This is a genomic window from Roseateles sp. DAIF2, assembly GCF_015624425.1.
GTDB lineage: Bacteria > Pseudomonadota > Gammaproteobacteria > Burkholderiales > Burkholderiaceae_C > Kinneretia.
Genome location: NZ_CP049919.1, coordinates 4,915,325 through 4,935,333 on the forward strand (window position 1 = coordinate 4,915,325; position 20,009 = coordinate 4,935,333).

A 20,009-nucleotide genomic window follows, 5' to 3' on the forward strand; every position below is an offset into this window, starting at 1 on the left:
GCCCCCTTCATGACCACGTCCCTCGCCACCATGATCCCCGCCATCGACTCCCTGCGCGACGATGCCCTGACCCAGGCCCTGCAGCGCCGCATCGACAACAAGACCAAGCCGCTCGGCGCCCTGGGCCGGCTGGAGCGGCTGATGCTGCGCCTGGGCCAGATCCTGGGCAGCGAGACCCCGCTGCTGCGCGACCCGCAGCTGATGGTGTTCGCCGGCGACCATGGCCTGGCGGCGCGCGGCGTCTCGGCCTATCCGAGCGACGTGACCTGGCAGATGGTCGAGAACTTCCTGGCCGGCGGCGCCGCGGTCTCGGTGCTGGCGCGCCAGCATGCGCTGGCGCTGACCGTGGTGGATGCCGGCGTCGCGCATGAGTTCGCGCCGCGCGAGGGCCTGGTGATCGCCAAGATCGCGCCCGGCACCGCCGACGCCAGCCAGGGCCCGGCGATGAGCATGGACCAATGCGCCACCGCGGTCGCGGCCGGCAAGAACCTCTTGCGCCAGCGCCCCGGCAATGTGCTGCTGCTGGGCGAGATGGGCATCGGCAACACCTCGGCCGCGGCCCTGCTGCTGGCGCGCCTGACCGACACGCCGATCGCCCAATGCGTGGGTCGCGGCACCGGCCTCAGTGACGCGCAGCTGGCGCGCAAGACCGAGATCCTGCGCCAGGTGCTGCAGCGCCATGGCGAGGCCGCGACCCCGCTGTCCGCGCTGGCGGCCTTCGGCGGTTTCGAGATCGCGATGATGGTCGGCGCGGTGCTGCAGGCGGCGCTGGAGCGGCGCGTGATCCTGGTTGACGGCTTCATCACCGGCAGCGCGGTGCTGGTCGCCGCGACCCTGCAGCCGACGGTGCTGGAGCGCTGCATCTTCGCCCATGCCTCCGAGGAGGCCGGGCATCGTCGCATGCTGGAGGCCTTGCAGGCCGAGCCGCTGCTGGACCTGGGTCTGCGCCTGGGCGAGGGCTCCGGCGCCGCGCTGGCCTGGCCGCTGCTGGAATCGGCCTGCGCGATCCTGGCCGAGATGGCCAGCTTCGATGCGGCCGGGGTCAGCCAGCGGGCGGACTGAGGAACACCCGCTCCAGATCGGCGCGAAAGCGCTGCAGCTGCAGCGGCTTGGTCCAGTATTCCTCGGCGCCGGCGGCCAGGGTGCGCTCCACCTCGTCGGGCATCGCGCTGGCCGACAGCGCGATCACCCGCAGCGCCGCGCAGCCCGGCTCGGCGCGCAGCCGGCTCAGCAGCTCCAGCCCGTCCATGTCGGGCAAGCGCATGTCCAGCAGGATCAGATCGGGCCGCAGCGCGGCGGCCTGGCGCAGGCCCTCCGCACCATCCTCGGCCAGGCTCAGCGAGAGCCCGCCCCAGCCGGCCAGCATCTCCTGCACCAGCAGGCGGTTCACCGCATTGTCCTCCACATAGAGCAGGCGCAGTCCGGCCATCGCGGCCGGCGCGGCCGGCGCGGCCGCCGCCGCGCGCGCCGGGTCCTCGACCTGCGGTGCGTCGCCATCACCCGCGTGCAGCGGCAGCCGCAGGGTGACGGTGGTGCCCGCGCCGGCCACGCTGCGCAGCGCCAGGCCGGCCCCCATCAGCTCCAGCAGGTAGCGGGTCAGCACCAGGCCGATGCCGGTGCCCTCGATCGGCCCGCGCTCGCGGCCCAGGCGGTTGAAGGGCTCGAACAGATGGGCCAGCTGCTGCTCGTCCATGCCCAGGCCGCCGTCGCGGATCTCCAGCGCCAGCCAGCCCGGCTCGGCCGGCGCCGCCTCGATCACCAGCGCGCCGCCGCGCCGGTTGTACTTGACCGCATTGCTGAGCAGGTTGACCAGGGCCTGGCGCAGCCGCACCGGATCCGCCGCCAGCAGCGGCAGCGCCGGTGCCAGCCGCAGCGCGGGCCGGATCTCCATCTCCCGCAGCGGGCCGCCGAGCAGCTCCAGCGCCTCGTCCAGCAGCGGCGCCAGCGCGACCGGCTGCGGCTGCAGCTGCAGCTGGCCGGCCTCGATGCGCGAGATGTCCAGCATGTCGTTGATCAGCTCCAGCAGATGCCAGCCGGCCTGGGCGATCGCCTCGACCTGGGCCCGCTGGCGCTCGCGCAGCACCGGCTCGGGCACCGCCAGCAGCAGCTGCGCAAAGCCCAGCACCGCGTTCAGCGGCGTGCGCAGCTCATGGCTCATGCGCGACAGGAATTCGGTCTTGGCCAGGTTCGCCGCGGCCGCCGCCTCGGCCGCCTCGCGCAGGCGCCGGCGCTCGGTGATGTCGCGATAGATGAAGAGCAGGCAGTCCTCGCCCTGCTCCGGCAGCGCGCGCACCGACAGCAGGCCGTGCAGCAGCTGGCCGTCCTTGCGGCGCAGCGCGATCTCCATCGAGTCCAGGCGGCCGTCGCGGCGGAACTGCTGCACCATCAGCTCGCGCTGCGCCGGGTCGGCCCACAGGCCCAGGTCCACGCTGCGCCGGCCCAGCGCCTCCTCGCGGCTGTAGCCGCTCAGGCGCACGAAGGCCTCGTTGACATCGAGATAGATGCCGTCCTCGAGCCGGCTGATGCCCATCGCGTCCGGCGTGGTCTGGTAGATCTTCTGGAAGCGCTCCTGCGAGGCCAGCACCGCCGCCTGCTGGCGCCGCAGAGTGTCGATGTCCAGATGGCTGCCGATCATCAGCTGCGGCTCGCCGCGCGGCCCGCGCCGCACCACCCGGCCGCGCGACAGCAGCCAGCGCCATTGCCCCCGGGCATCGCGCATGCGGTACTCGTTGACGTAACTGCCCTCGGCGCTGCGCGCCGCCTCGGTCGCCATCCGCAGCGCCTGCTCGACGTCGTCGGGATGCAGCATCGCGCGCCATTGCTCGAGCGTCGCCGGGAAGGCGCCCGGCGCGTAGTCGAGCTGGCGGAAGAAACGCTCCGACAGACGCATCTGGCGCGCGTCGAGGTCCCATTCCCAGGGCGCGGCGCCGCTGGCCTCCAGCGCCAGCTCCAGCTGGGCCTGGCCCAGCTCGCGCTCGTGCAGCGCCTGCTGCAGCGCCTGCAGGTCGCGGCCATGGTCCAGCACCAGGTCCAGCAGGGTGCCCAGGCCCAGGCAGCCGGCGACGAAGGCCAGCAGCACCGGCAGCAGGGTGGCCGCGGCCAGGCGCGGGCCCAGCTCGCCGGGCAGCAGCAGCCACAGCATCAGCGCGCCGGCCAGCGCCACCGCGACGCCCAGGCCGGCCAGCCACAGCGCGCGGCGCCAGCGGACGCGCCCCACCCCGGCACAGCGCGGCCAGGCGCGCGCCCAGGCCCAACCCAGCGCCAGCGCAAGCACCATGCCCAACAGGGCCTGGCCGGCCAGCGGCCCGCCCTGCATCAGTCGGTAGGCGCCGGCCAGGCCCAAGGCCAGCAGCGCGCTGGGCGGCGGCAGGTAGGCGCCGGCCAGGGCCAGCAGCACGCCACGCGCATCGCTGCGCACGCCCTCGGCCAGCAGCAGCGGCGCCAGCTGCACCAGGATAGCGACCAGGCCGAAGGCCAGGCCCAGCGCCGCATGGCGCCAGCTCCAGCCGCGCGGCGGCAGCCGGGCCGGCTCCAGCAGCGCATAGGCCAGCACCAGCAGGCCCATCAGGCCCAGGTGGGTGCCCAGGTCCCGCAGCAGATCGGCATAGTGAAGCAATGCACTCATCTCGGGTGGTCTGGCTCTCATCGTAGCCTCGCGCGGGGCCGTCGGCGAGGGCCATAATCACCGCGCCGCCGACTCTTTCGAGGCCTTCATGACGGACCTGGTTTTTGCCGACGAAGCTCCGGACATCACCGCCAAGCTGCTGGATCCCTGGGTGGTGATGATCGTGGACGACGATCCCGCCGTGCACGAGGTGACGCAGCTGGTGATGGCGGACTTCGAGTTCGCCGGGCGCCGTCTGCATTTCCTCGACGCCTACAGCGGCCTGGAGGCGCGCGAGCTGCTGGCCAGCCGCCAGGACATCGCGCTGGTGCTGCTGGACGTGGTGATGGAGTCCGAGCATGCCGGGCTGGACCTGGCCCGCCATATCCGCGAGGAGCTGGACAACCACCATGTGCGCATCGTGCTGCGCACCGGCCAGCCGGGCCAGGCGCCGGAAGAGCATGTGATCAAGAGCTACGACATCAACGACTACAAGGAAAAGACCGAGCTCACCAAGCGCAAGCTGATCACGGTGTTCTACAGCGCGCTGCGCAGCTACCGCGACATCATGATCATCGAGGCCTCGCGCCTGGCGCTGCGCCGCGCGATCGACGCGATCACCAAGGTCTACGACTCGCAGAACCTGCGCCGCTTCGCCTCCGCGGTGCTGGAGCAGGTCGCGCACCTGCTCGGGCTGGAGGCGCAAGGGCTGTGCGCGACCCGGGTCGCGGCCTATGCGGCCTCGCATGTCGAGGGCCGGCTGAAGGTGCTGGCCGCCACCGCCGAGTACTCGCGCCTGCTGGTCGACGAGGAGCTGCAGACCCTGCCCGAGGAGGTGCGCATCGCGCTGGAGCTGGCGCTGGAGCGCCAGCAAAGCCATTTCGACGAGCGCCATTTCGTCGGCTACTACCGCAGCAGCACCGGCAACGAGAGCCTGCTCTACATGGTGTTCAGCGAGCCGGTCGACGCCGCGGCGCGCGAGCTGCTGGAGATCTTCTGCGCCAATGTCGCGATCACCTACGAGAGCCTGCTGCTGCGCGAGGAGATCCAGGACACGCAGCGCTCCACCGTCTTCATCCTCGGCGAGGCGGTCGAGAAGCGCTCCAAGGAGACCGGCGCCCATGTGCGGCGCGTCGCCGAGCTGGCCGCGCTGCTGGGCGAGGCGGTCGGCATGAAGGCCTCGGACGTGGAGTTCCTGCGCCAGGCCGCGCCGCTGCACGATGTCGGCAAGATCGGCATCCCGGACCGGGTGCTGAACAAGCCCGCCAAGCTGGACGAGGAGGAATGGGCGGTGATGCAGACCCATGCCCGCATCGGCTACGAGCTGCTGAACAAGAGCGACAAGCGCATCCTGCAGCTGGGCGCGACGATCGCGCATGAACATCACGAGCGCTGGGACGGCCAGGGCTATCCGCGCGGCCTCGCGGGCGAGCAGATCCATATCGTCGGCCGCATCACCGCGCTGTGCGACGTGCTGGACGCGCTGCTCAGCGAGCGCTGCTACAAGCAGCGCTGGGACTTCGACGCCGCGCTGGACTTCGTCAAGGGCGAGGCCGGCACCCGCTTCGACCCGAACCTGGTACGACTGCTGCTGGAGCGCCTGCCCGAGGTCCGCTCGATCTATGAACGCTATCCCGATGCCTGATATCAACCCACCCCCTACGCGCTCCGCGCACCCCCTCGAAGGGGGCACCGCCGACGGCCCGGCAGAGCCGGATCCGCGCCGGTCGCTCGGGAATGCGCCGCCAGGCAATCCCCGCTTGTTCGACGAAGCGCAGAGTCGGCGCCTGGCCGAAGCGGCGCTGCGCTCGATCACCCTCTCCACCTCGCGGGTGCAGGGCGAGGCCTTTTTCCGCGTGCTGGTGCGCGACCTGGCCGCGGCGCTGGACGTGGCCTATGTGATCGCCGGCCGGCTGGTGACGATGGAGGAGGACGGCAGCGAGGGCATCCAGACCCTGGCGGTCTGGGGCGGCGCGGACTGGCTGCCCAACCTCGCCTATTCGCTCAAGGGCACGCCCTGCAGCAATGTTGCCGAGCAGAGCATGTGCTTCTACCCCTGCGGCGTGCAGCAGGCCTATCCGGACGACCTGCTGCTGGGCGAGATGGGCGCGCAGAGCTATGTCGGCACGCCGATGGTCGGCACCACCGGCCAGAGCCTGGGCATCCTGGTCGCGCTGGACAAGCGCGAGATCGATGCGGACAAGCATCTGCTGGCGCTGTCGCTGCTGTCGATCTTCGCGGCGCGCGGCGCGGCCGAGCTGCAGCACCAGGACCGCGCGGCCGAGCTGGAGCGCGAGGTGCATGCCCGCACCGAGGAGCTGCGCCTGGCCACCACCGCCCTGGTCGAGCGCGAGAAGCTGGCCGCGCTGGGCGGACTGGTGGCCGGCGTCGCGCATGAGGTCAACACGCCGATCGGCATCGCGGTGACCGCGGCCTCCGGCATGGAGGAGTTCGCCCGCGAGCTCTCGCGCAAGCTGGACGGCGACAAGGTCAGCCGCAGCGAGCTGCAGCAGCTGGCGCGGCGTCTGCAGAGCGCGGCCACCCTGGTCGGCAGCAATCTGGCGCGCGCCGCGGCCCTGGTCGGCGGCTTCAAGACCCTGGCGGTGGACCAGGGCAGCGAGAGCGCGCAGCAGCTGGACCTGCCGGACTATTTGCGCGCCATCGTCCAGGCCCACCAGCCGGTGCTGAAGAGCGCGCAGGTGCAGGTGCAGCTGACCCTGCCGGACGAGCTGCGCCTGCGCCTGGTCGGCGGCCTGCTGTCGCAGATCCTCTCCAACCTGCTGCTGAATGCGATCACCCATGCCTTCGACGAGGCGCAGACGGACCGCCGCATCGCGATCGGCCTGTGCGAGCTGGGCGAGACCCTGGAGCTGCGGGTGCGCGACAACGGCCGCGGCGTGCCGGCCGAGATCCGGCCGCGCCTGTTCGAGCCCTTCTTCACGACCAAGCGCGACGCCGGCGGCTCCGGCCTGGGCCTGCACATCGTGCAGACCCTGGTGCAGCGCCTGGGCGGCACGGTGCGGCTGGACGAGGCGGCCGGGCCGGGCCTGGGCTTCATAATCCGGCTGCCGCGCGAGACCCCGCATTTCTGAGCGCCGCCGCGCAGCGCCGGCGGACGCGGCCCCGATCCCGATGCAAGCCCTCGTCCACGAACTCCGCCTCTTCTTCGTCGCCCTGCAGTTCTTCACCCGCGTGCCGGTGCCGCGCTGGGTCGGCTTCGAGCCGGCCTGGCTGCAGCATTGCGCGCGCCATTTCCCGCTGGTGGGCCTGCTGGTCGGGCTGGCCAGCGCGGCGGTGCTGTGGGGCGCGCTGTGGTTCTGGCCGGCGGCGGTCGCGGTAGGCCTGGCGATGGCGGCCAGCATCTGGCTGACCGGCGGCTTCCACGAGGACGGCTGGGCCGACACCTGCGACGGCCTGGGCGGCGCGGTCAGCCGCGAGAAGGCGCTGACCATCATGAAGGATTCGCGCATCGGCAGCTATGGCGCGCTGGGCCTGATCCTGATGCTGGGCCTGAAGGCCGCGGCCCTGCTGGCGCTGCTGGAGCAGGACTGGTGGCTGGCGCTGGCAGGCCTGGTCTGGGCTCAATGCGCCTCGCGCGCGGCGCCGGTCTGGCTGATCCGCGCCCTACCCTATGCCGGCGACGCCGAGCATGCCAAGGCCAAGCCGCTGGCGACGCAGGCCAGCGGCCGCACCCTGGGCATCGCCCTGCTCTGGGCCCTGCTGGCCGGGCTGGCGCTGGCCCTGATCGATCCGAGCTGGATACCCAGCCTGTGCCTGGCCGCGGTGGCGGCCGGCGGCGCCACCCTGCTGATGCAGAGCTGGCTGGAGCGGCGCCTGGGCGGCTATACCGGCGACAACCTGGGCGCGACCCAGCAGTGGGTCGAGCTGGCCATGCTGCTGGCGCTGGCGGCCCGCTTCACGCCGCTGAATGGCTGACGCAAAAGCAAGGCCGCTGTGGGCCTGGCGCCATCCGCGCCCCGAAGGTGCGGCCGGGCGCTGCATCGGCGCCGGCAGCGACCTGCCGGTGCATTGGCGGCGCGCCAAGCGCCTGGCGCGGCGCATCCAGGCCACCGCGCGGCGCGAGCGCCTGCCGCACCTGATCCACACCTCGCCGCTGGCGCGCTGCCGCGCGGTCGGCGCCTGGCTGCGCCGCTGGGGCTGGCGGCACCGGATCGAGCCGGCGCTGCTGGAACTGGACTTCGGCGCCTGGGATGGCAAGACCTGGCCCCGGATCGGGCGCGCCGAGGTCGATGCCTGGTGCGCCGACTTCGCCGCCTACCGGCCCGGCGGCGGCGAGAGCCTGCAGGCACTGCTGGCCCGCGCCCATGCCTGGGTGCCGGCCACCACGCCGGCCCTGCTGGTCACGCATGGCGGCTGGATGCTGGCGCGCGGCTGGCGCGGCGCGGCGCCGGCCCTGGCCGCGGACTGGCCGGCCGCGCCGCCTTACGGGGCGCTGCTCCAACTGGATTGAGGCCGGCAAAGCCGGTAGGGGGTCAGCTCACTTGCTGGCCCAGCATACGGCGCAGGGTGCCGTCGCGGTCCAGCAGATGGTGCTTCAGCGCGGCCAGCACATGCAGCGCGATCAGGGCCGCGAGCGTGTAGCCCAGGATCTGGTGGCCCAGCTGCGCGGCCTCGGCCAGTGGGGCATTGAAGGGGATCGCCTCGCCGGGCTTGGCCGGGTCGTACTGGTGCGGGAACAGGCTCAGCGAGAACACGCCGAAACCATGGCCGCTGGCGCCGGAGAACAGCATGCCGGAGACCGGCAGCAGCACCGTCAGGAGCAGCAGGGCCCAATGCGCCGCCCGCGCCGCCAGATGCACCAGCGGCGAGGCCTCGCCCAGCGGCGCCGGCATGCCGTTGCGCAGGCGCCAGATGACGCGCGCCAGGATCAGGGTGAAGGCCAGCAGGCCGATCGACTTGTGCCAGTGATAGAGCGACCAGGCCTCGGTCCGGACCATGAAGATCCCGACGCCGATCAGGCCGATCACGCAAAGGGCTACCAGCCAGTGCAGCCCGAGGCTCAGCGGGTGCAAACGGCGCGCGTTATCCATGTTCTGGTTCATCCTCTCGATACAGGCTCACGAAAGGACCGATCGGTACGGCATCGGCCGCCGCCGGCGAGGGTCCGCCGGGGCGCCGCGATGATAGCCAGGGCTCAGGCGTTCGCTTGTGTCAGACGTAGGTATTTCTGCATCAGGGTCTCGCGGCTTTCGGCATGGGCCGGATTGACCGGGATGCAGGCCACCGGGCACAGCATCACGCATTGCGGCTCCTCATGGTGGCCGACGCATTCGGTGCACTTGTCCGGGGCGATCTGGTAATACTCCTCGCCCATCGAGATCGCGTTGTTCGGGCACTCGGGCTCGCACACATCGCAATTGATGCATTCGTCCGTGATCATCAGCGCCATATCACGCCTCCTTCACGACGGACGAATACGGCCCGCGCCTGCATGCGCGGGCCGCGCGCGGCGGGGCAAGGCATGCCTTGCCGATTCCCGCCTTCCGTTTCCGTGATCATTAAGGCCATACAGCGCCCTCACTCGACTTTCTTAATGCGCTCGCCCAGGCGCTCCAGCACCAACGGTGACACGAACTTGGACACATCGCCGCCCAGGGTGGCGATCTCCCTGACGAAGGTGCTGGAAATGAACTGGTACTGGTCCGACGGGGTCAGGAACACGGTCTCGACATCGGGCATCAGGCTGCGGTTCATGCCCGCCATCTGGAACTCGTACTCGAAGTCGCTGACCGCACGCAGGCCGCGCACGACGACCTTGCCGCCGTTCTCGATCACGAAATCGCGCAGCAGGCCGCGGAAGGGGATGACCTCGACGTTCGGGTACTTGGAGGCCAGCCGGGTCGCGATCTCCAGGCGCTCCTCGATCGTGAACATCGTGCGTTTGTGATGGCCAGCGGCCACCGCGATGATCAGCCGTTCGAACAACCGGCTGGCGCGGCGCATCAGATCCTCATGACCCAAGGTCATCGGATCGAAGGTACCGGGGTAAACGGCGGTCAGGCGGGTCACGGAGGTCAAGAGCGGCACTCCTTGCTGGGCAATCGGGTTGGCAAGCCCCGATTATCCGCTGCGCTGCAACAAATGGCTGTGCACCGCGCCCGCGCGGGCCTGGCGCCAGGGGTTCAGGCCCAGTTCCGGCGGTGCCACCAGGGCCTCGGGCGACTCCAGGTAGACAAAGCCGCCGGGCACCAGCAGCGGGGCTGCGGCCTTCAGCGCCGCCCCGAACAGGTCCTGCTGGAAGGGTGGGTCCAGGAACACCAACTCGAAGCGGGCAGGCGCGCAGCGCCCCATCCAGGCCAGCGCATCGGTCTGCTCGACCCGCAACACGCTTTCGGCCTTGAGCCGGGCACGGCTGGCATTCAGGCTGCGGCACAGCTCGGCATCGCGCTCCAGCAGCAGCACCTCGGCCGCACCGCGCGAGGCGGCCTCGAAGCCCAGGGCGCCGCTGCCGGCGAAGGCGTCCAGCACGCGCCAGCCCCCCAGGTCCTGGCCCAGCCAGTTGAACAGGGTCTCGCGCACGCGGTCCGGCGTCGGCCGCAGGCCCGGCTTGTCCGCCACGGGGAGTTTCGAGCGCTTCCACTGTCCGCCGATGATGCGGACCTCATTTGGTCCCCTCGCCGAACGAGTACGTTCGTCGGTCCCCCGGGGGGACGCGGGGCGGCTTGGGGCGGCCCGGCGCTCGCCCCGCCCGCCTGCGGCATCCCTGTTGTTCATTGCCGAACCGGAATCCCGCGCGCGGCCATCAGCGCCTTGGCCTCGCCCACCGTGTGCTGGCCGTAATGGAAGATGCTGGCGGCCAGCACGGCGTCGGCACCGCCCTTTTGCACGCCGTCGGCCAGATCGTCCAGCGAGCCGACGCCGCCGGAAGCGATCACCGGCACGCCGATCGCGTCGCTGACCGCGCGGGTCAGGGCCAGGTCGAAGCCGCTCCTGGTGCCGTCGCGGTCCATGCTGGTCAGCAGGATCTCGCCGGCGCCATGCTCGGCCATCCGGGTGGCCCAGGCCACCGCGTCCAGGCCGGTGTTCTTGCGGCCGCCATGGCTGTAGACATCCCAGCCGCTGCCGTCGGCGCGGCGCTTGGCGTCGATCGCGACGACGATGCATTGCGCGCCGTATTTCTCGGAGGCAGCGCGGATCACCTGCGGGTTGGAGATCGCGGCCGAGTTGAAGCTGACCTTGTCGGCCCCGGCGTTCAGGAGGCGCCGCACATCGGCCACCTCGCGCACGCCGCCGCCGACGGTCAGCGGGATGAAGACCTGAGAGGCCACCGCCTCGATGATCGGCAGGATCAGGTCGCGGCCGTCGCTGGTCGCGGTGATGTCCAGGAAGGTCAGCTCGTCGGCGCCCTGCTCGTTGTAGCGGGCGGCGATCTCGACCGGATCGCCGGCGTCGCGCAGCTCCAGGAAGTTGATGCCCTTGACGACGCGACCGCCGGTCACGTCCAGGCAGGGAATGATTCGCTTGGCTAACATCTGTTGTGGCCGATCCGGGCGCTCAGGGTTGGGGCAGCGGGCGCGGGGCCGGCAGGGCTTCCGGCACGCGCTTGCGGTGCTCGGCCTCGGCCAGCGCGTCGCGCACGTTCGCGGCGGCCAGGCTCTTGAAGAAGGCCCAGGCGCCGTAGCGCGGGGTCAGCGCCTCCAGCACCTGGCGCTCGCGCTGGGCGGCATCGGCCAGGCTCTTGTCCTGCAGGGCCGCCTCGGCCAGGCGGCGCAGCTCGACCAGATAGGCGCGGAATTCGCGCAGGTCCGCCAGGCCGGCGACGCTGCCATGGCCCGGCACCACCACGGTGGCGGCCGGCAGCGACTGCAGCGCGTCCAGGGTCGCGATCCAGCGCCACAGCTGCGCATCGATCAGGTTCGGCACGCTGGCGCGCCACATCAGGTCGCCCATGAAGAGTACGCCGGCATCCTCGACCCAGATCGCCGTGTCGCCGCCGGTATGCCCCTGCAGGTGCTGCAGCTGCAGGCGGCGCCCGCCGCCCAGGTCCAGCACCAAACGATCGTCGAACAGCAGCTGCGGCGCCTGCAGGCCGCTCAGCCGGGCGCGCCATTCGGGGCTGATCGCCGCGCCGCCGAGCAGGCGCTCGTTCTCGCTGCGCAGCCAGCCGGCCACCTGGCGCTGCGCGACCACGGCCGCGCCGGCCTCGGCGAACACGCGGTTGCCGCCGATATGGTCGATATGGTGGTGGGTGTTGATCAGGTAGCGCAGCGGCAGCGGCGTCAGGCGCCGGATCTCGGCCAGCAGGGCCCGCGCCGCGTCCTCGTTGATGAAGCTGTCGACCACCGCGACCGCATCGCGGCCGATGATCACGCCGGCGTTGCCGACCGCGCGGCCGTTCAGGTCGATCGCGGCATAGACGCCCTGCCCGACCTGGCGCAGCTCGAAGAAGGCCGCCGGTGCGACCGCCGCGGGCGCCGCAGGTGCCGAGCCTTGCGCCTGCGCCGCAGGCGCACCCAGCAGCGCGGCGGTCGCCGCGAGCGCGGCCAGCAGCAGGGCTTGCCGCATGGGCTTCAGGCCTCGCTGGCCAGTTGGTCGGCGCGGGCCTGCGCCACGGCCAGGTCCAGGTCGCCGGTGTAGATCGCGCGGCCGCAGATCACGCCCTCGACGCCCTCACTCTCGACCGCGCACAGCGCCTCGATGTCGTGGATGTTGGACAGGCCGCCGGAGGCGATCACCGGGATGCTCAGCGCCTGTGCCAGCTTGACCGTCGCGTCGATATTGATGCCGGTCAGCATGCCGTCGCGGCCGATGTCGGTGTAGATCACGCCCTCGATGCCGTAGTCCTCGAACTTCTTGGCCAGGTCGATCACCTCGTGGCCGGTCAGCTTGCTCCAGCCGTCGGTCGCGACCTTGCCGTCCTTGGCGTCCAGGCCCACGATGATGTGGCCGCCGAAGGCGCTGCAGGCATCCTTCAGGAAGCCCGGGTTCTTGACCGCGGCGGTGCCGATGATCACGTAGGACAGGCCGTCGTCGAGATAGCGCTCGATCGTGTCCAGGTCGCGGATGCCGCCACCCAGCTGCACCGGGATGTCGTCGCCGACCTCGCGGATGATGGCCTTGATCGCGGCCTCGTTGACCGGCTTGCCGGCGAAGGCACCGTTCAGGTCCACCAGGTGCAGGCGCCGCGCGCCCGCATCGACCCAGCGCCGCGCCATCGCGGCCGGGTCGTCGCCAAAGGTGGTGGAAGCGTTCATGTCGCCCTGTTGCAGGCGAACGCACTTGCCGTCTTTCAGGTCAATGGCAGGGATCAGCAGCATGGCCGAGATGCAGGTGGTGGGTGAAGAAAATGGGGACGCGACGAAAAGCGGCGGCGGGCGGACAGGCGCGGGCGAAGACGGCGATGTCCTCGTCAGGGCTTCCACAGCAGGAAGTTGCGGTACAGGGAGAGCCCCAGCGCGGCACTTTTCTCGGGATGGAATTGGGTGGCAAAAATATTATCCCGGGCCACCGCGCAGGTAAAGCGCAGTCCGTAGTCGGTTTCGCCGGCGCTGTGGTGTTCATCCGACGTCGTCGCATAGAAGCTGTGCACGAAATAGAACCAGCTCTGGTCCGGCACCTCGCCCCAGACCGGGTGGGGCCGGGTCTGGTGCACGCGGTTCCAGCCCATCTGCGGCACCTTGTAGCGGCTGCCGTCGGGCTGCAGCCGGCCCTCCAGCTGGAAGCGTTGCACCCGTCCGGGGATCAGACCCAAGCCCGGCGTGTCCTGCTCCTCGCTGTGGTCCAAGAGCATCTGCATGCCGACGCAGACGCCCAGCATCGGCTTGTTGGCCGCGGCGTCCAGCACCGCCTCCAGCATGCCGGAGTCCTTGAGCTCGCGCATGCAGTCACGCATCGCGCCCTGGCCGGGCAGCACGATGCGCTCGGCCGCCCAGACCTCGTCGGGCCGGTTGGTGATCACGACCTCGACGCCCGAATCCCGCGCCGCATGCAGCACGGCCTGCGAGACCGAGCGCAGATTGCCCATGCCGTAGTCGACGACGGCGACAGTGCCCTTGGTCATGATGTCAGAGTGTGCCCTTGGTCGACGGGATCATGCCGGCACTGCGCGGATCCAGCGTCATCGCCATGCGCAGCGCGCGGCCGAAGGCCTTGAACATGGTCTCGGCCTGGTGGTGCGCGTTGTGGCCCTTCAGGTTGTCGACATGCAGGCTCACCAGCGCATGGTTGACGAAGCCCTGGAAGAACTCGTAGGTCAGCTGGGTGTCGAAGGCACCGATCGAGCCGGCGGTGAACTTGACGTCCATCTCCAGCCCCGGGCGGCCCGAGAAGTCGATCACGACGCGCGACAGCGCCTCGTCCAGCGGCACATAGCTGTGGCCGTAGCGGGTGATGCCGCGCTTGTCGCCGATGGCCTGGGCCACCGCCAGGCCGAGGGTGATGCCGACATCCTCCACCGTGTGGTGGCCGTCGATGTGCAGGTCGCCTGATGCCGAGATCTCCAGGTCGATCAGGCCATGGCGCGCGATCTGGTCCAGCATATGGTCGAAGAAGCCGATGCCGGTGTTCAGCTTGGCCTCGCCGGTGCCGTCCAGATTGACGCGCACCTTGATCTGGGTTTCCTTGGTGTTGCGGCTGACTTCCGCGATGCGGGGGGTACTCATGACAGGCTTTCCTTGAGCGCGGCCAGCATGGCCACATTTTCTTCCGGCGTGCCGATGGTCAGGCGCAGGCAGTTGGCCAGCAGCGGGTGCATCGCCGAGACATTCTTGATCAGCACGCCGCGGTCCTTCATCGCCTGGAAGACCCGCGCGGCATCGGCCACCCGCGCCAGGATCATATTGCCCTGGCTGGGGAACGGCGCGATGCCGGGCAGCGCCTGCAGCGCGGCGAACAGCCGTTCGCGCTCGATACGCAGCACCCGTGCCTGCTCGGCATAGACCTCGGCATGCTCCAGCGCGAACAGGCCCGCCTCGGCATTCAGCACGCCCACATTGAAGGGCGGGCGGATCTTGTCGATCTCGGCGACCAGCGCCGCCTGGCCGATCAGGTAGCCGATGCGCACGCCGGCCAGGCCGAACTTGCTCATCGTGCGCATCACCAGCGCATGCGGATAGCGGTCCAGCAGGCCCATCGCGTCGCGCTCGGCAAAGGGCTGGTAGGCCTCGTCGAGCACCACCAGGCCACCGGCCTCGCCCGCGGCCTGGACGATGCGCTCGACCGCGCCCGCGTCCCAGAGATTGCCGGTCGGGTTGTTCGGATAGGCCAGATAGGTCAGCGCGGGCCGGTGCTCGGCGATCGCGGCCAGCATCGCGGCCTCGTCCAGCTCGAACTCGGCCGTCAGCGGCACGCCGACGAAGTCCAGGCCCTGGTAGCGGGCCGAGATCGCGTACATCACGAAGCTGGGCAGCGGCGACAGGATCTTGGCGCCGGGGCGGCTGACCGCCATCGTCAGCATCGTGATGATCTCGTCCGAGCCATTGCCCAGGGTGATGGCGCAACCGGCGGGCATGCCGGCATGGGCGGCCAGCGCGCGGGCCAGGTCTTGCGTGCGCTCGGCCGGGTAGCGGTTGATCGCGACCCGGCCCAGGCGCTCGCCCAACCGGCGCTGCAACTCCTCGGACAGGCGGAAGGGGTTCTCCATCGTGTCCAGCTTGATCAGGCCGGCGGCGCTCTGCACCGGATAGGCCTGGGTGGCGCGCACATCCTCGCGGATGCAGCCGAGAGCTTGGTTCAGGCGGTCGTCCATGAGGCGTCGGGGGAGGTCAGCAAGGGGTTGAGGATGCGCACGCTGTCGTACTGCTGTTCATGCGGCAGCTCCAGGCTCAGCAGCCGCTCGCAGCCCTGGGCCTTGGCGGCCGCGACGATCAGCGCGTCGGCATAGGCCAGGCCGAAACGGCTCTCGATCGACCAGGCCGATTCGACCGTCGCATGGTCGATCGCCCAGGGGTTCCAGCGCTGGTAGCGCCGCACCTCGGCGCGCGCGTCGCCATTGGGCATGGCCGGCTGGATGCGGGTGGTGACCAGGCGATAGAAATCGTTCAGCACCTGGGTCGAGACGCGACCGGCGCGCTGCTGCCACAGCTGCATCAGCCAGGCCAGCACCCGGACCCGAGCCTCGGCATCGGCGCCGTCCTCGCTCAGGATCAGCACCGAGGTATCCACGAACACAAGCGTCATGACTCGCTGCTCCGCGCCGGATAGGCGCCGCCGTCGGAAACCCAGGAGCGCTCGCGGTGCAACCAGTCCTGCATCGCCCGTTCGTAGGCATCGTCCGAGCGCATCTTCTCGGCCAGCATCTCGCCGACCAGACGGGACACGCTGGTATTGCGCCGCGCCGCCTCCAGCCGGGCCCATTCGGCCACGCTGTCTTCCATCGTCACGGTCACATTCTTCATGATGGGTCGAAATTTAACACGAAGTTCGTGCAACACGAAGTTCGTGTCAACAAATCACAGATCAAACTGATGCCATCGAGGCTGCATCCCGGGTGCCCGCCGCACCGATACTTGGCGCACAAGAGGTGTCATCACCCATCCGCAGGTCCTCGGTTAGCCATGGCCGCCCAGCCCGGCCGAAGGAGCCTGTCATGCTCTTCAAGCTCTCCCTGCGGGCGCGCATCGCGGCCCTGGCCCTGGCCGGCATCGCGGCCAGCCTGCTGATGCTGGCCCAGGCCCTGCACAGCTACACCGGCCTGGACCGCAACGCCGAACAGGCCTTCGTCGCCAAGGACGTGGTGGCCGACATCCTGCCGCCACCGATGTACCTGATCGAGCTGCGCCTGACCCTCTCGGCGATGGTCGAGGGCACCTTGAGCCCCCAGCAGGGCCGCGACACGCTGGAGCGGCTGGTGCGCGAGTACGAGGACCGGGTCCGGCATTGGCAGGACAACCTGCCTCATGGCCTGGAGCGCCAGCTGCTGGGTGCCCAGCATGAGCGGGCGCTGAAGCTGATCGCGGCGGCCCAGGCCGAGGTGCTGGCGCCAATGCTGCGCGGCGATGCGGAGGCCGCGCGCATCGCGCTGAAACGGGTGCATGCGCTCTACGAGAGCCATCGCGCCGGCGTCGACGACACGGTGCGCAGCGGCGCGGCGATGGCCGAGACCTCGATGCAGAGCTTTGCCGCGACCCGCCTGCGCGGGCTCTGGACCATGCCGGCGATGGCCCTGCTGCTGTTCGCAATGCTGGGCCTGGGCAGTCTGTGGGTGCTGCGCAGCGTGATGCGGCCGCTGCAGCAGGCCACCGCGCTGGCGCGCCAGGTGGCCGGCGGCGACCTCAGCGACCCGGCCCCGCCGGTCGGTCACGACGAGCTGGCCCAGATGCAGCGCGAACTGCACCTGATGGTCGGCCAGCTGCGTCAGACGCTCTCCCGCGCCCATGCGGGCAGCGCGACGATGGCGCTGACCACCGGCGAGATCGCGCAGGGCAATATGGACCTGTCCGACCGCACCGAACAGCAGGCCTCGCGGCTGCAGCAGGCGACCCAGACCATGCAGCAGATGCAGCAGCGCGCCGAGCAGAGCGTCGGCACCACCCGCGACGCCGACGCGCTGGCCGCGCAGGCCTGCGCGGTGGCCGAGCGCGGCGGCACCGCGGTCGGCCAGACCGTCAGCACGATGAGCGGCATCCAGCAGGCCAGCGTCAGGATCGCCGACATCACCGGCGTGATCGACGGCATCGCCTTCCAGACCAATATCCTGGCCCTGAACGCCGCGGTGGAAGCGGCACGCGCCGGCGAGCAGGGCCGCGGCTTCGCGGTGGTGGCCAGCGAGGTGCGCAGCCTGGCCCTGCGCAGCGCCGCCGCGGCGCGCGAGATCAAGACCCTGATCGAGGACAGCGTGGCCCAGGTGGAAAGCGGCGGCCGGGTGGTCGGCGAGGCCCGCCGCACGATGGACGAGGTGGTGAGCCAGGTGCGCCAGGTCAGCCGGCTGATCCGCGAGGCCGACGGTGCGATCCGGGAGCAGAGCCGCTCGGTCGACGAGCTGTCCCAGGTGCTGACCGAGCTGGACCAGAGCACGCAGCAGAACGCGGCCCTGGTCGAGCAGACCGCGGCCGCCGCCGAGAGCCTGCGCCACCAGGCGCAGCGGGTCGATCAGGCGCTGGGGGTGTTCCGGCTCTAATCCCGCAGGCGCAGCTCGGCCGCCCGCGCATGGCCCTGCAGGCCCTCGCCATAGGCCAGCTCGGCCGCGATCGGGCCCAGCTTCTGCGCACCGGCCGCGCTGACCTCGATCAGGCTCGAGCGTTTCTGGAAGTCGTAGACGCCCAGCGGCGAGGAGAAGCGCGCGGTGCCCGAGGTGGGCAGCACATGGTTGGGTCCGGCACAGTAGTCGCCCAGGCTTTCGCTCGTATAGGCGCCCAGGAAGATGGCGCCGGCATGGCGCAGCAGCGGCTCCCAGCGCTGCGGGTCCTGGCTGCTGACCTCCAGATGCTCGGGCGCGATGCGGTTGGAGATCTCGCAGGCCTCCTCCATCGAGCGGGTCTGGATCAGCGCGCCGCGGCCTTCCAGCGAGGCGCGGATCACGGCCTGGCGCGGCATGGTCGGCAGCAGGCGCTCGATGGCCTCGCGCACCTGCCCGATGTAGCCGGCGTCAGGGCACAGCAGGATGCTCTGCGCCAGCTCGTCATGCTCGGCCTGTGAAAAGAGGTCCATCGCCACCCAGTCCGGCGGCGTCGTGCCGTCGGCCAGCACCAGGATCTCGCTGGGGCCGGCGATCATGTCGATGCCGACCTGGCCGAACACATGCTTCTTGGCGCTGGCCACATAGGCGTTGCCGGGGCCGGTGATCTTGTCGACCTTCGGCACGGTGGCCGTGCCGTAGGCCAGGGCCGCGACGGCTTGGGCGCCGCCGATCGTGAAGGCGCGGTGCACGCCCGCCACATAGGCGGCGGCCAGCACCAGCGGGTTCTTCTCGCCCTTCGGGGTCGGCACGACCATGATGATCTCGGGCACGCCCGCCACCTGGGCGGGAATGGCGTTCATCAGCACGCTGCTCGGGTAGGCCGCCTTGCCGCCCGGCACATAGATGCCGACGCGGTCCAGCGGCGTCACCTTCTGGCCCAGCAGGGTGCCGTCCTCGTCGCGGTAGCTCCAGCTCAGGCCGCAGGCGGCCTTCTGGCGCTCGTGATAGCTGCGCACGCGGGCGGCCGCCGCCTCCAGCGCGCCGCGCTGGGCCGGGGTGATCGCCTCGAAGGCGGCCTTCAGCTCCTCGCGCGTCAGCTCCAGGGCCGACAGCGCGCCGGCCTGCACGCCATCGAAGCGCGCGGTGTAGTCCAGCACCGCGGCGTCGCCGCGTGCGCGCACGTCGGCCAGGATCTCGGCCACGCGGGTCTCGATGGCGCTGTCGGTCTCGGCCGACCAGTGCAGCACGCGCTGGAACTCGGCCTCGAAGTCGGCGCTGGCGGTGTTCAAATGGCGCAGGTTCAGGGTCATGGCGGCGGCACTCATGCGGGAATGGCGGAGGCGAAGGCGTCGATCAGCGCGCGCAGCGGCGTGCGCTTGAGCTTCAGCGCGGCCTGGTTGACCACCAGGCGCGAGGAGATGTCCATGATGCGCTCCACCTCGACCAGCTTGTTGGCGCGCAGCGTGCTGCCGGTGGAGACCAGGTCGACGATGGCATCGGCCAGGCCGGTCAGCGGCGCCAGCTCCATCGAGCCGTAGAGCTTGATCAGGTCCACGTGCACGCCCTTGTCGGCGAAATGCTGGCGCGCGATCTGGGTGTACTTGGTGGCGACGCGCAGGCGCGAGCCCTGCTTGACGGCGGCCGCGTAGTCGAAGTCGGCGCGCACCGCCACGCTCATGCGGCATTTGGCGATGTTCAGGTCCAACGGCTGGTACATGCCGTCCAGGCCATGCTCGATCAGCACGTCGCGGCCCGCCACGCCGAGATCCGCGCCGCCGTACTGCACATAGGTCGGCACGTCGGAGGCGCGCACCAGCACCACCCGCACGTCCTCGCGGTTGGTCGGCAGGATCAGCTTGCGCGAGGTTTCGGGGTCCTCCAGCACCTCGATGCCGGCGGCCTTCAGCAGCGGCAGGGTCTCTTCGAAGATGCGGCCTTTGGACAGAGCCAGGGTGATCATTGCGTTGTCGTCCTTCTCTACTCGGGGGAGGAGGACGGCAGCGGAGTCACCAGGGGCGGCGCTTCACCGCCATCCGCCTAGACGGATGGGGTGTTCAGGGATGGTGATGCGCCGGGGCTGCGGCGGCAGCCTCGGTCGGTGTCAGGGTCTTCATCGACAGCGCGTGGATCTGCTCGCGCATCCGGTCGCCCAGGGCCTGGTAGACCCGCTGGTGGCGGCGCACCCGGTTCAGCCCCTCGAACTCGGTGGAGACGATGGTGGCGAAGAAATGCCGGCCGTCGCCCTCGACCTGCAGCTCTTGGCAAGGCAGGCCGGCGGCGATGTATTGCTGGACTTCGGCGGGGGTGGGATCGGCCATGATGGGCGGC

Annotated in this window: 22 protein-coding genes; 6 read left to right on the plus strand and 16 right to left on the minus strand. The window is 70.5% G+C overall.

Annotated elements, in window-relative coordinates; all coding sequences use genetic code 11:
• The first annotated feature begins 9 nt into the window (after positions 1 to 9).
• Entirely contained in the window at positions 10 to 1,062 is a 1,053-nt protein-coding gene (gene cobT, locus G8A07_RS22655) for a nicotinate-nucleotide--dimethylbenzimidazole phosphoribosyltransferase (RefSeq protein WP_195794198.1), read from the plus strand.
• On the opposite strand, the gene G8A07_RS22660 is transcribed toward cobT, so the two are convergent.
• The gene (locus G8A07_RS22660) at positions 1,043 to 3,625 is read right to left on the minus strand and encodes a PAS domain S-box protein (protein ID WP_195794199.1); all 2,583 of its coding nucleotides are present in this window, start codon (positions 3,623 to 3,625) and stop codon (positions 1,043 to 1,045) included. The two genes, cobT and G8A07_RS22660, sit on opposite strands and share 20 nt — an antisense overlap.
• An 88-nt stretch (positions 3,626 to 3,713) precedes the next feature.
• Between G8A07_RS22660 and G8A07_RS22665 the strand changes: the two genes are divergently transcribed.
• From G8A07_RS22665 to G8A07_RS22680, 4 genes are all read left to right on the plus strand, one after another.
• Entirely contained in the window at positions 3,714 to 5,249 is a 1,536-nt protein-coding gene (locus tag G8A07_RS22665) for a DUF3369 domain-containing protein (RefSeq protein ID WP_195794200.1), read from the plus strand.
• A 115-nt stretch (positions 5,250 to 5,364) separates the two neighbouring features.
• Positions 5,365 to 6,696, plus strand: coding sequence for a sensor histidine kinase (locus G8A07_RS22670; protein WP_249937104.1), 1,332 nt, complete (start codon positions 5,365 to 5,367; stop codon positions 6,694 to 6,696).
• 40 nt (positions 6,697 to 6,736) lie between these two features.
• A complete protein-coding gene (locus G8A07_RS22675; RefSeq protein ID WP_195794202.1) occupies positions 6,737 to 7,540 on the plus strand; it encodes an adenosylcobinamide-GDP ribazoletransferase in 804 nt (267 codons plus the stop codon).
• Entirely contained in the window at positions 7,533 to 8,075 is a 543-nt protein-coding gene (locus tag G8A07_RS22680; protein WP_195794203.1) for a histidine phosphatase family protein, read from the plus strand. The genes G8A07_RS22675 and G8A07_RS22680 overlap by 8 nt, the downstream gene beginning before the upstream one ends.
• Positions 8,076 to 8,097: 22 nt before the next feature.
• On the opposite strand, the gene G8A07_RS22685 is transcribed toward G8A07_RS22680, so the two are convergent.
• From G8A07_RS22685 to G8A07_RS22740, 12 genes are all read right to left on the minus strand, one after another.
• Positions 8,098 to 8,655: a cytochrome b gene (locus G8A07_RS22685; protein WP_195794204.1), complete on the minus strand. Its 558-nt coding sequence runs from the start codon at positions 8,653 to 8,655 to the stop codon at positions 8,098 to 8,100.
• A 104-nt stretch (positions 8,656 to 8,759) separates the two neighbouring features.
• On the minus strand, positions 8,760 to 9,014 hold the full coding sequence (locus G8A07_RS22690) for a YfhL family 4Fe-4S dicluster ferredoxin (protein ID WP_195794205.1): 255 nt from the start codon (positions 9,012 to 9,014) through the stop codon (positions 8,760 to 8,762).
• A gap of 128 nt (positions 9,015 to 9,142) precedes the next feature.
• On the minus strand, positions 9,143 to 9,643 hold the full coding sequence (coaD, locus tag G8A07_RS22695) for a pantetheine-phosphate adenylyltransferase (protein WP_195794206.1): 501 nt from the start codon (positions 9,641 to 9,643) through the stop codon (positions 9,143 to 9,145).
• Between the two features lie 42 nt (positions 9,644 to 9,685).
• Entirely contained in the window at positions 9,686 to 10,339 is a 654-nt protein-coding gene (rsmD, locus tag G8A07_RS22700) for a 16S rRNA (guanine(966)-N(2))-methyltransferase RsmD (protein ID WP_195794207.1), read from the minus strand.
• Positions 10,336 to 11,097 carry an imidazole glycerol phosphate synthase subunit HisF gene (hisF, locus tag G8A07_RS22705; RefSeq protein WP_195794208.1) on the minus strand — a complete coding sequence of 254 codons (762 nt, stop codon included), beginning with the start codon at positions 11,095 to 11,097 and terminating at the stop codon, positions 10,336 to 10,338. The genes rsmD and hisF overlap by 4 nt, the downstream gene beginning before the upstream one ends.
• Before the next feature lie 22 nt (positions 11,098 to 11,119).
• Positions 11,120 to 12,130, minus strand: a complete 1,011-nt coding sequence (locus G8A07_RS22710; RefSeq protein WP_195794209.1) for an MBL fold metallo-hydrolase — start codon at positions 12,128 to 12,130, stop codon at positions 11,120 to 11,122.
• 5 nt (positions 12,131 to 12,135) lie between these two features.
• On the minus strand, positions 12,136 to 12,882 hold the full coding sequence (hisA, locus tag G8A07_RS22715; protein ID WP_195794210.1) for a 1-(5-phosphoribosyl)-5-[(5-phosphoribosylamino)methylideneamino]imidazole-4-carboxamide isomerase: 747 nt from the start codon (positions 12,880 to 12,882) through the stop codon (positions 12,136 to 12,138).
• Between the two features lie 92 nt (positions 12,883 to 12,974).
• Positions 12,975 to 13,625, minus strand: a complete 651-nt coding sequence (hisH, locus tag G8A07_RS22720; RefSeq protein WP_195794211.1) for an imidazole glycerol phosphate synthase subunit HisH — start codon at positions 13,623 to 13,625, stop codon at positions 12,975 to 12,977.
• 4 nt (positions 13,626 to 13,629) lie between these two features.
• Positions 13,630 to 14,226 (minus strand): imidazoleglycerol-phosphate dehydratase HisB, encoded by a 597-nt coding sequence (gene hisB, locus G8A07_RS22725; protein WP_195794212.1) that lies wholly within the window; start codon positions 14,224 to 14,226, stop codon positions 13,630 to 13,632.
• Positions 14,223 to 15,311: a histidinol-phosphate transaminase gene (gene hisC, locus G8A07_RS22730; protein ID WP_195794213.1), complete on the minus strand. Its 1,089-nt coding sequence runs from the start codon at positions 15,309 to 15,311 to the stop codon at positions 14,223 to 14,225. The genes hisB and hisC overlap by 4 nt, the downstream gene beginning before the upstream one ends.
• Complete coding sequence (locus G8A07_RS22735) at positions 15,296 to 15,742, minus strand: PIN domain-containing protein (RefSeq protein ID WP_195794214.1); 447 nt, start codon at positions 15,740 to 15,742, stop codon at positions 15,296 to 15,298. Before G8A07_RS22735 ends, hisC begins: the two co-directional genes overlap by 16 nt.
• On the minus strand, positions 15,739 to 15,960 hold the full coding sequence (locus tag G8A07_RS22740; RefSeq protein ID WP_195794215.1) for a CopG family transcriptional regulator: 222 nt from the start codon (positions 15,958 to 15,960) through the stop codon (positions 15,739 to 15,741). Before G8A07_RS22740 ends, G8A07_RS22735 begins: the two co-directional genes overlap by 4 nt.
• A 191-nt stretch (positions 15,961 to 16,151) precedes the next feature.
• Between G8A07_RS22740 and G8A07_RS22745 the strand changes: the two genes are divergently transcribed.
• Positions 16,152 to 17,681 (plus strand): methyl-accepting chemotaxis protein, encoded by a 1,530-nt coding sequence (locus G8A07_RS22745; RefSeq protein WP_195794216.1) that lies wholly within the window; start codon positions 16,152 to 16,154, stop codon positions 17,679 to 17,681.
• Here G8A07_RS22745 and hisD read toward each other — a convergent pair.
• From hisD to G8A07_RS22760, 3 genes are all read right to left on the minus strand, one after another.
• Complete coding sequence (gene hisD / locus G8A07_RS22750; protein ID WP_195794217.1) at positions 17,678 to 19,006, minus strand: histidinol dehydrogenase; 1,329 nt, start codon at positions 19,004 to 19,006, stop codon at positions 17,678 to 17,680. The genes G8A07_RS22745 and hisD overlap by 4 nt on opposite strands.
• Positions 19,003 to 19,641: an ATP phosphoribosyltransferase gene (hisG, locus tag G8A07_RS22755; RefSeq protein ID WP_195794218.1), complete on the minus strand. Its 639-nt coding sequence runs from the start codon at positions 19,639 to 19,641 to the stop codon at positions 19,003 to 19,005. Before hisG ends, hisD begins: the two co-directional genes overlap by 4 nt.
• Before the next feature lie 94 nt (positions 19,642 to 19,735).
• Entirely contained in the window at positions 19,736 to 19,999 is a 264-nt protein-coding gene (locus tag G8A07_RS22760) for a BolA family protein (protein WP_195794219.1), read from the minus strand.
• Positions 20,000 to 20,009 lie beyond the last annotated feature (10 nt).

Coding starts and splice junctions, on each gene's coding strand:
- cobT (WP_195794198.1), top strand. CDS start 10: ATGACCACGTCCCTCGCCACCATGATCCCCGCCATCGACTCCCTGCGC.
- G8A07_RS22660 (WP_195794199.1), bottom strand. CDS start 3,625: ATGAGTGCATTGCTTCACTATGCCGATCTGCTGCGGGACCTGGGCACC.
- G8A07_RS22665 (WP_195794200.1), top strand. CDS start 3,714: ATGACGGACCTGGTTTTTGCCGACGAAGCTCCGGACATCACCGCCAAG.
- G8A07_RS22675 (WP_195794202.1), top strand. CDS start 6,737: ATGCAAGCCCTCGTCCACGAACTCCGCCTCTTCTTCGTCGCCCTGCAG.
- G8A07_RS22680 (WP_195794203.1), top strand. CDS start 7,533: ATGGCTGACGCAAAAGCAAGGCCGCTGTGGGCCTGGCGCCATCCGCGC.
- G8A07_RS22685 (WP_195794204.1), bottom strand. CDS start 8,655: ATGGATAACGCGCGCCGTTTGCACCCGCTGAGCCTCGGGCTGCACTGG.
- G8A07_RS22690 (WP_195794205.1), bottom strand. CDS start 9,014: ATGGCGCTGATGATCACGGACGAATGCATCAATTGCGATGTGTGCGAG.
- rsmD (WP_195794207.1), bottom strand. CDS start 10,339: ATGAACAACAGGGATGCCGCAGGCGGGCGGGGCGAGCGCCGGGCCGCC.
- hisF (WP_195794208.1), bottom strand. CDS start 11,097: ATGTTAGCCAAGCGAATCATTCCCTGCCTGGACGTGACCGGCGGTCGC.
- G8A07_RS22710 (WP_195794209.1), bottom strand. CDS start 12,130: ATGCGGCAAGCCCTGCTGCTGGCCGCGCTCGCGGCGACCGCCGCGCTG.
- hisA (WP_195794210.1), bottom strand. CDS start 12,882: ATGCTGCTGATCCCTGCCATTGACCTGAAAGACGGCAAGTGCGTTCGC.
- hisH (WP_195794211.1), bottom strand. CDS start 13,625: ATGACCAAGGGCACTGTCGCCGTCGTCGACTACGGCATGGGCAATCTG.
- hisB (WP_195794212.1), bottom strand. CDS start 14,226: ATGAGTACCCCCCGCATCGCGGAAGTCAGCCGCAACACCAAGGAAACC.
- hisC (WP_195794213.1), bottom strand. CDS start 15,311: ATGGACGACCGCCTGAACCAAGCTCTCGGCTGCATCCGCGAGGATGTG.
- G8A07_RS22735 (WP_195794214.1), bottom strand. CDS start 15,742: ATGACGCTTGTGTTCGTGGATACCTCGGTGCTGATCCTGAGCGAGGAC.
- G8A07_RS22740 (WP_195794215.1), bottom strand. CDS start 15,960: ATGAAGAATGTGACCGTGACGATGGAAGACAGCGTGGCCGAATGGGCC.
- G8A07_RS22745 (WP_195794216.1), top strand. CDS start 16,152: ATGCTCTTCAAGCTCTCCCTGCGGGCGCGCATCGCGGCCCTGGCCCTG.
- hisD (WP_195794217.1), bottom strand. CDS start 19,006: ATGAGTGCCGCCGCCATGACCCTGAACCTGCGCCATTTGAACACCGCC.
- hisG (WP_195794218.1), bottom strand. CDS start 19,641: ATGATCACCCTGGCTCTGTCCAAAGGCCGCATCTTCGAAGAGACCCTG.
- G8A07_RS22760 (WP_195794219.1), bottom strand. CDS start 19,999: ATGGCCGATCCCACCCCCGCCGAAGTCCAGCAATACATCGCCGCCGGC.